The sequence below is a fragment of the Microbacterium sp. P2_F9 genome, assembly GCF_056403635.1.
Genome location: NZ_JBFUFC010000181.1, coordinates 1 through 8,030, shown reverse-complemented (window position 1 = coordinate 8,030; position 8,030 = coordinate 1). Strand labels below are relative to the sequence as shown.

Genomic DNA, 8,030 nt, shown 5'->3' with positions numbered 1-8,030 from the left:
TGCGGGCTTGATCCATCACCCGAGGAGAACGACAGAGCAATGACTACCCCTGTTTCCCGCGCAGTTCCGCTGAGCGCCGACGCGTCGGCGATCCCGGATCGCCCCCGCACCCTCGCCGAGAAGATCTGGGACGACCACCTGGTCGTCAAGGGCGGCAACGGCGAACCCGACCTGATCTACATCGACCTGCACCTCGTGCACGAGGTGACCAGCCCGCAGGCGTTCGACGGCCTGCGCGCCGAGGGTCGCCCGGTGCGTCGGCTCGATCTCACGATCGCCACCGAGGACCACAACACCCCGACGCTCGACATCGACAAGCCGATCGCCGATCTGACCAGCCGCACGCAGATCGAGACCCTCCGTCGCAACGCAGCGGAGTTCGGCGTCCGCCTGCACTCGCTCGGCGACAAGGAGCAGGGCATCGTCCACGTCGTCGGGCCCCAGCTCGGCCTCACGATGCCTGGTATCACCGTCGTCTGCGGCGACAGCCACACCTCGACGCACGGCGCCTTCGGCGCGATGGCCTTCGGCATCGGCACGAGCGAGGTCGAGCATGTCCTGGCGACCCAGACGTTGCCGCTCAAGGCGTTCAAGACCATGGCGATCACGGTGGAGGGCGAGCTCAAGCCCGGCGTGACCGCGAAGGACATCATCCTCGCGGTCATCGCGAAGATCGGCACCGGCGGCGGGCAGGGCTACGTGCTCGAGTTCCGCGGCAGCGCGATCCGGGCCCTCTCGATGGAGGGGCGGATGACGGTCTGCAACATGTCGATCGAAGCCGGCGCCCGCGCCGGCATGGTCGCACCAGACGAGATCACGTTCGCCTATCTCAAGGGCCGGGCGCATGCACCGGCGGGCCAGGACTGGGATGACGCCGTCGCCTACTGGCAGACCCTGCCGAGCGACGAGGGCGCCGTCTACGACGCCGAGGTGTTCCTCGACGCGGATGCGCTCGAGCCGTTCGTCACGTGGGGCACGAACCCCGGCCAGGGCGTCTCGCTGTCGGATGTCGTGCCTTCACCGGCCGATTTCGCCGATCCAAACGACCGTGCCGCCGCAGAGCGCGCCCTCGAGTACATGAATCTGCAGGCCGGCACGCGATTGAAGGATGTCGCGGTCGACGCCGTCTTCATGGGCTCCTGCACGAACAGCCGCATCGAAGACCTGCGCGCGTTCGCATCGGTCATCAAGGGCCGGACGAAGGCCGAGGGCGTGCGCGTCATGGTCGTCCCCGGTTCCGCACGAGTGCGGCTGGAGGCCGAGGCCGAAGGCCTCGACAAGGTGTTCACCGACTTCGGCGCCGAGTGGCGGTTCGCCGGCTGCTCGATGTGCCTCGGCATGAACCCGGATCAGCTCGCACCGGGGGAGCGCTGCGCATCGACCTCGAACCGCAACTTCGAGGGCCGGCAGGGCAAGGGCGGTCGCACGCACCTCGTCTCTCCGCTCGTGGCGGCCGCAACGGCGGTGCGCGGCACCCTGTCGAGCCCCAGCGATCTTCCCGCCCTTCGACAAGCTCAGGGACCGACGAGGGTGGAGGCCTGATATGGACGCGTTCACGACCCACACCGGCATCGCCCTGCCGCTCAAGCGCTCGGCGGTCGACACCGATCAGATCATCCCGGCCGTCTACCTGAAGCGGGTCACCAAGACCGGTTTCGAAGACGCGCTGTTCGCCAGCTGGCGGCAGGATCCGGAGTTCGTCCTCAATCAGCCCGCCTATCAGGGTGCGAGCATCCTCGTCGCGGGCCCGGACTTCGGCACCGGCTCCAGCCGCGAGCACGCCGTCTGGGCGCTGCGCGACTTCGGGTTCAAGGTGGTGCTCAGCCCACGGTTCGCCGACATCTTCCGCGGCAACTCGGGCAAGCAGGGGCTGCTCACCGGGGTCATCACCGAGGCGGATGCCGAGGCGATCTGGGCGGCGATCGAGGCCGATCCCGGCATCCGGATGACTGTCGATCTCGAGGCGCGCACGGCCGTCATCGGCGATCTCCGAGTGCCCTTCGACATCGATGATTACACTAGGTGGCGGCTCATCGAGGGGCTCGACGACATCGGGCTCACCCTGCGCAACGAAGACAAGATCGCGCAGTTCGAGGCCCGCCGCGAGGCGTGGCGACCGCGCACACTGCCCGTTCGCTGAACCAGACGACGCCTCACGAAGGCGCCTTCGCACCCCTCGACCACGAACCAGATGAGGTCCCACCGGATGAACACCCTCTTGAGCGATTCGGCCGAACCGAAGTCAGGAGAACGCGAATTGTCCGGAGAAACCCTCGCGATCCGCGGCGGTCGCCCGCTGACGGGTCGTGTCGAAGTCAAGGGCGCGAAGAACCTCGCCACCAAGGCGATGGTGGCGGCCCTCCTCGGTGAGACGACGAGCGTCCTGCGGGATGTCCCGGACATCAGCGACGTGCAGGTCGTGCGCTCGCTGCTCGAAGTGCACGGTGTGCGAGTCGTGGACGGCGAAGAGGACGGCACGCTGCACCTCGACCCCAGTGGCGCCGTGTCGGCCCACTTCGAGGAGATCGACGCGCATGCCGGGGCATCCCGCATCCCGATCCTCTTCTGCGGACCGCTCCTGCATCTGCTCGGCGAGGCGCTCATCCCCGACCTCGGCGGCTGCCGCATCGGCGACCGGCCGATCAACTTCCACATGGACGCGCTCCGCGCGTTCGGGGCGATCGTCGACAAGACGTACGAGGGCATCCGCATCACCGCTCCGAACGGACTGACCGGCGCGAAGATCGACCTTCCCTATCCGAGTGTCGGGGCGACCGAGCAGGTGCTGCTCACCGCCGTGAAGGCGAAGGGCGTCACCGAGCTGCGTGGCGCGGCGATCGAGCCCGAGATCATGGATCTCATCGCGGTGCTGCAGAAAATGGGCGCGATCATCTCGTACGAGCCCAACCGCGTCATCCTGATCGAGGGCGTCGACACGCTGCGCGGCTACGACCACCGCTGCATCTTCGACCGGAACGAGGCCGCATCGTGGGCCTGCGCCGCGCTCGCGACCGACGGCGACATCTTCGTCGGCGGGGCCAAGCAGCAGGAGATGCTCACCTTCCTCAACGTGTACCGCAAGGCGGGCGGCTGGTTCGACATCCACGAAGACGGCATCCAGTTCCGCCGCGCCGGCGCGCTCAAGCCGGTGATCGTCGAGACCGACGTGCACCCCGGCTTCATGACGGACTGGCAGCAGCCGCTCATCGTCGCCCTGACGCAGGCCGAGGGCCAGTCGATCGTCCACGAGACCGTGTACGAGAACCGGCTCGGCTTCACCGAGGCCCTCGTGCAGATGGGCGCCGACATCGTCGTGCACCCCGACGGCATCGACAGCCCCGACCGGCGGGTTCCTCGGCGCGCGCTCGAGCAGGCGGCCGTGATCAACGGACCCACACCGTTGCACGGCGCCGACGTCGTGGTGCCTGACCTCCGCGGCGGCTACAGCTACCTGATCGCCGCGCTGGCTGCCGAGGGCGAGTCCGTGGTGCGCAACGTCGGCATCATCCGTCGCGGCTACGAGAAGCTCTTCGCCAAGCTCGACGCACTGGGCGCCGACTTCGACGTCATCGGATAGCCCGCACGTGGCCAAGCCATCGCCCCGACTGCGGGCGTCCGACGAGAAGCGGCGCCCGAGCGTCTTCTGGCCGCTCGCCGCAGTCATCGTGCCGATCCTCAGCCTGATCGCGCGGGTGGAGATCATCGACGGCGACAAGCTGCCCCGCGAAGGGCCGTACGTCCTCGCGCCGAGCCACTCGACGGAGTTCGATCCGCTGATCGTCGCCCTCGCCGTCTGGCGGCTGGGCCGCGCACCGCGCTTCATGGCGAAGGAGAGCCTGTTCAAGGTGCCGGTGCTCGGGTGGGCCCTGCGCGCCACCGGCATGGTCCCGGTTGCGCGTTCGTCCTCGGCGACCGCGGCGCGCCAGACCATCCAGGCATCCGAGATCCTCGTCGCACACGGCCGCGGGGTCATCGTGTACCCCGAGGGGACGCTCACGCGCGACCCCGACCTGTGGCCCATGCGCGGCAAGACCGGTGCCGTCCGGTTGGCGCTGGCGGACGACATCCCGCTCATCCCGATGGCGCACTGGGGCGCGCAGGCCATCCTGCCCCGGTACGGCAAGCTCAGCCTCTGGCCGCTGCGGCGCCACGTGCGGGTGATCGTGGGCGACCCGGTGGACCTCTCCGAGTTCACCGACAAACGGGCGCAGCCCGCCGCTCTCATCGCCGCCACCGACCGCCTCATGGGCGCCATCTCCGGGCTCCTGTCGCAGCTGCGCGGCGAGCCCGCGCCCAAGAAGCGCTGGGATCCTGCCGAGCACGGGCAGAGAGAGACGGGTCGCCTTGAGCCGTAAATCCGAGGCCGGGCTGCCCCGCGTGGTCGTCATCGGCGCAGGCAGCTGGGGCACGACGTTCGGCAAGGTGCTCGCCGACGGCGGCGCCCACGTCACGATGTGGGCTCGCCGGCCCGAGCTGGCCCACGAGATCAACGAGGCCAAGCGCAACAGCCAGTACCTCCCCGGCATCAACCTCCCGCGCGAGATGTATGCGACGCACCATCTCTCCGAGGCGCTCGAAGGTGCAGAGCAGGTCTACCTCTCGATCCCGAGCCAGGCCGTGCGCGAGAACCTGAAAGCGGTGCGGCCACTCGTCACGGGGACCGACGTGCCGATCGTCTCGCTCATGAAGGGCGTCGAGCGGCGCACCGGCCTGCGGATGAGCCAGGTGATCGAGCAGGAGCTGTCCTGCGATCCGATGCGCATCGCCGTGGCATCCGGGCCGAACCTCGCGCTCGAGATCGCGCGCGAGCAGCCGACGGCCGCGGTGATCGCCTCGATCAGCCAGGAGACCGCGGATGCCGTGGCCCGCCGCGCGCGCAACCACTACTTCCGCACCTTTGTGAACACTGATGTGATCGGCACCGAGTTCGGCGGGGTCCTCAAGAACCTGATCGCCGTCGCCATCGGCATCGTCGACGGCGTCGGCTACGGCGAGAACACGAAGGCTTCGATCATCACGCGCGGGCTGGTGGAGATGACGGACTTCGCGGTCGCGCAGGGCGCTGCGCCCGAGACGCTGCAGGGCCTCGCGGGCCTCGGCGACCTCATCGCGACGTGCCAGTCCCCGCTCAGCCGGAACAACACGGCGGGGCGCCTGCTCGGTCAGGGCTACAGCTTCCAGGATGTCGTGAAGCAGATGAACCAGACGGCGGAGGGGCTGGCCTCGGTCGCCCCGGTGCTGCAGCTGGCGAAGGAATCCGGCATCGAGATGCCGATCGTCGAGCAGGTCAAGCGCGTGCTCGACGGAACCATGAACCCGCGCGAGATCGCGCCACACCTGACTACCGACGACGACGAGCCCAAGGGCGAGAGGACGCAGAATGGACAAGCCGGCGGTGGCAGTGCTCTTTGGAGGTCGCTCCAGCGAACACTCGATCAGCTCCGCAACAGCGGGCGGCGTCCTTCGCGCGATCAACCGTGACCGCTACCGGGTGATCCCGGTCGGCATCACCCGCGACGGCGTGTTCGTCCTCGAGGACGACGACCCCGCGAAGTTCGCGCTCGACGTCGAGCGGCTGCCGGAGGTCATCGACAACGGCACCAGGATCGTCTGGCCCGAGGGGGGCTCCGAGCGCGCACTCCGCGTTCGCCGTGCCGATGGCACGGTCGACGACCTCGGCACGGTCGACGTCGTCCTGCCGATCCTGCACGGCCTGCACGGCGAAGACGGCACGGTCCAGGGCTTCTTCGACACCCTCCGCATCCCGTACGCGGGTGGCGGCGTGCTCGATTCGGCGCTGTGCATGGACAAGCACTTCATGAAGATCGTGCTCGAGGCCGCCGGCGTCGCGGTCTCCCCGTGGGTCACCGTCACCCGCGCGCGCTGGGAGCGCGATCCGGACGGTGTGCGGGCGGATGCCGCAGCCCTCGGTGAGCCCGCGTTCGTCAAGCCTGCGCGCGCCGGATCGAGCGTCGGCGTCTCCAAGGTGCACGACTCGTCGGAGCTCGCCGCCGCCCTCGAGCTCGCCTTCGCCGAGGACGAGAAGGTGCTCATCGAATCCGCGATCTCCGGCCGCGAGGTTGAAGTCGCCATCCTCGAGGGCCGGAACGGTGCCGGTCCGCGGGCGTCGCTGCCCGGCGAGATCGTGCTCACCACCCGGGAGTTCTACGACTTCGAGGGCAAGTACCTCGGGGGAGACGGCGCCGAGGTGGTGTGCCCAGCAGAACTCACCGACCAGGAGAGCGCGGCGCTTCAGGACCTCGCCATCCGTGCGTTCGAAGCGGTCGACGGCAAGGGTCTCGCGCGCGTGGACTTCTTCCTCACCGCGGATGGCGGCCTCATCGTGAACGAGCTCAACACCATGCCCGGGTTCACACCGATCTCGATGTTCCCCAAGTGCTGGCTCGTCAGCGGGATGACCTACCCGGAGCTCATCGCGGAGCTCGTGGACACCGCGCTCGAGCGCGCGTCCTAGCTCGAGGGATCGACCCGGTCGGTGCAGGTCGCTCCGTCTGCGGGCAGCAGCGACACGATGCGGGAGAGCCGGTCGAGCACGTCCGCGCTCGGAACGACGTCATTGTCGAGATAGATCTCGACGGCGGGCGTGCGCCCGAACGTCGTGATCCGATAGTGCGGGGCTTCGGCATCGTCGATGATCCAGTCGACGCCCTCGACCGTGTGGCAGGGGAGTGTGCTCGGTCCGGGCGCTTCGACGCCGCACGTCAGGATGACGGTGGCGGGGGTGCCCCAGGCGCCGGTGGCCTGGGCGTCGGTCCAGCGTCGCTCCTGGCCGCCCACGGTGGCCGGCAGGCGGACGGTCACGTCGGCGCAGTGCGGGTCGTTCGCGTCGGGCGCGGGATCCAGCGCCACCGTCGCACCGCAGCCCGCGAGTGCGATCGCAGACGTCAGCAGGAGGGCTGCAGTCCAGGCGCGGCGGGTCACGCATCCAGGCTAACCTCCTGCCGAGCCGCACCAGCACGGCGGCGCCTGCCCGCCCGGTAACGTGGAGGGATGCGCGAGCCCGAGGATGACCCGACGGTGGGCGAACTCAGCGAGGGAGCGGTCCTGCGCCGGATCCTCGAGCGGATCGGCGAGTCGCGTGCCCTGATCGGACCCGGCGACGACGCGGCGGTCATCGCGGCGCCCGATGGCCGTGTGGTCGCCACCGTCGACACCCTCGTCCATGGGCCCGACTTCCGGCGCGCGTGGTCGAGCGCGTTCGATCTCGGATTCAAGTCCGCCGCCGTCAACCTCGCCGACATCGCCGCGATGGGAGCCCGCCCCACCGCGCTCCTCGTGGCGCTCGCGATGCCCGATGACACCCGCCTGTCGTTCGTCGAAGGGCTCGCCGACGGACTCCGGACCGCCTGCGACGAGCTCGCACCGGGTTGCGTCGTCGAGGGCGGCGACCTCACCGTCTCGGACACGCTGACGATCGCGGTGACGGCCCTCGGCACGCTCGACGGCCACTCTCCGGTGCTCCGGTCGGGCGCACGGGCGGGTGACGTCGTGGCGATCGCGGGGGAGCCGGGTCATGCCGCCCGGGGTCTGGGCATCCTCTTCGCCAGATTCACGGATGCCGCCGGAACACCCGTCCACGTCGATCCAGGTGTCCTCACCCCGGCCGAGCGGAACGACGTCGCCATCCAGCTTCGCCCGCGCCCGCCGATCGCGCTCGGTCCGGTGGCCGCCGCCGCGGGGGCGACCGCGATGATGGACGTGTCGGACGGACTCGTGCTCGACGCGACGCGCATGGCGACGGCATCCGGTGTCTCGATCTCGCTGGACAGCGCATGGCTCGGCGACGACCCCGCCTCGGCCCTCTCCGGGGGCGAGGACCACGCGCTGCTCGCAACTTTTGCCGCGGATGTCGCGCTGCCGGCGGGATTCCGCGCGATCGGCAGGGTCGCTGCGCTGGGAGAGCACGCGGTGCTGGTGGATGGACGACCCCACGACGGGCGTGGGGGATGGGACCCCTATCGTGATTGGGACTCGAAGACAGGATGACGATGACGAGCCTTCTCCTTTCC

General features: G+C 69.4%; 8 protein-coding genes. 7 read left to right on the top strand and 1 reads right to left on the bottom strand.

Annotated elements, in window-relative coordinates; all coding sequences use genetic code 11:
• Positions 1 to 39: 39 nt before the first annotated feature.
• From leuC to AC1DVT_RS15840, 6 genes are all read left to right on the top strand, one after another.
• The gene (gene leuC / locus AC1DVT_RS15865) at positions 40 to 1,542 is read left to right on the top strand and encodes a 3-isopropylmalate dehydratase large subunit (protein ID WP_457098357.1); all 1,503 of its coding nucleotides are present in this window, start codon (positions 40 to 42) and stop codon (positions 1,540 to 1,542) included.
• A 1-nt stretch (position 1,543) separates the two neighbouring features.
• Positions 1,544 to 2,140 carry a 3-isopropylmalate dehydratase small subunit gene (leuD, locus tag AC1DVT_RS15860; RefSeq protein ID WP_457098358.1) on the top strand — a complete coding sequence of 199 codons (597 nt, stop codon included), beginning with the start codon at positions 1,544 to 1,546 and terminating at the stop codon, positions 2,138 to 2,140.
• Positions 2,141 to 2,206: 66 nt separating this feature from the next.
• The gene (gene murA / locus AC1DVT_RS15855) at positions 2,207 to 3,577 is read left to right on the top strand and encodes a UDP-N-acetylglucosamine 1-carboxyvinyltransferase (RefSeq protein ID WP_457098359.1); all 1,371 of its coding nucleotides are present in this window, start codon (positions 2,207 to 2,209) and stop codon (positions 3,575 to 3,577) included.
• Between the two features lie 7 nt (positions 3,578 to 3,584).
• A complete protein-coding gene (locus AC1DVT_RS15850; protein WP_477389959.1) occupies positions 3,585 to 4,355 on the top strand; it encodes a lysophospholipid acyltransferase family protein in 771 nt (256 codons plus the stop codon).
• Positions 4,345 to 5,481 (top strand): NAD(P)H-dependent glycerol-3-phosphate dehydrogenase, encoded by a 1,137-nt coding sequence (locus AC1DVT_RS15845; RefSeq protein ID WP_477389958.1) that lies wholly within the window; start codon positions 4,345 to 4,347, stop codon positions 5,479 to 5,481. Before AC1DVT_RS15850 ends, AC1DVT_RS15845 begins: the two co-directional genes overlap by 11 nt.
• Positions 5,381 to 6,475 (top strand): D-alanine--D-alanine ligase family protein, encoded by a 1,095-nt coding sequence (locus AC1DVT_RS15840; RefSeq protein WP_477389957.1) that lies wholly within the window; start codon positions 5,381 to 5,383, stop codon positions 6,473 to 6,475. Before AC1DVT_RS15845 ends, AC1DVT_RS15840 begins: the two co-directional genes overlap by 101 nt.
• On the opposite strand, the gene AC1DVT_RS15835 is transcribed toward AC1DVT_RS15840, so the two are convergent.
• The gene (locus AC1DVT_RS15835) at positions 6,472 to 6,942 is read right to left on the bottom strand and encodes a DUF3515 family protein (protein WP_457098363.1); all 471 of its coding nucleotides are present in this window, start codon (positions 6,940 to 6,942) and stop codon (positions 6,472 to 6,474) included. The two genes, AC1DVT_RS15840 and AC1DVT_RS15835, sit on opposite strands and share 4 nt — an antisense overlap.
• 69 nt (positions 6,943 to 7,011) lie before the next feature.
• Between AC1DVT_RS15835 and thiL the strand changes: the two genes are divergently transcribed.
• Positions 7,012 to 8,007: a thiamine-phosphate kinase gene (gene thiL, locus AC1DVT_RS15830; RefSeq protein ID WP_457098364.1), complete on the top strand. Its 996-nt coding sequence runs from the start codon at positions 7,012 to 7,014 to the stop codon at positions 8,005 to 8,007.
• Positions 8,008 to 8,030: the final 23 nt, after the last annotated feature.

What these genes read in the sequence shown, in the direction of transcription:
- murA (WP_457098359.1), top strand. Translation starts at nt 2,207, where the DNA reads ATGAACACCCTCTTGAGCGATTCGGCCGAACCGAAGTCAGGAGAACGC.
- leuD (WP_457098358.1), top strand. Translation starts at nt 1,544, where the DNA reads ATGGACGCGTTCACGACCCACACCGGCATCGCCCTGCCGCTCAAGCGC.
- thiL (WP_457098364.1), top strand. Translation starts at nt 7,012, where the DNA reads ATGCGCGAGCCCGAGGATGACCCGACGGTGGGCGAACTCAGCGAGGGA.
- AC1DVT_RS15840 (WP_477389957.1), top strand. Translation starts at nt 5,381, where the DNA reads ATGGACAAGCCGGCGGTGGCAGTGCTCTTTGGAGGTCGCTCCAGCGAA.
- leuC (WP_457098357.1), top strand. Translation starts at nt 40, where the DNA reads ATGACTACCCCTGTTTCCCGCGCAGTTCCGCTGAGCGCCGACGCGTCG.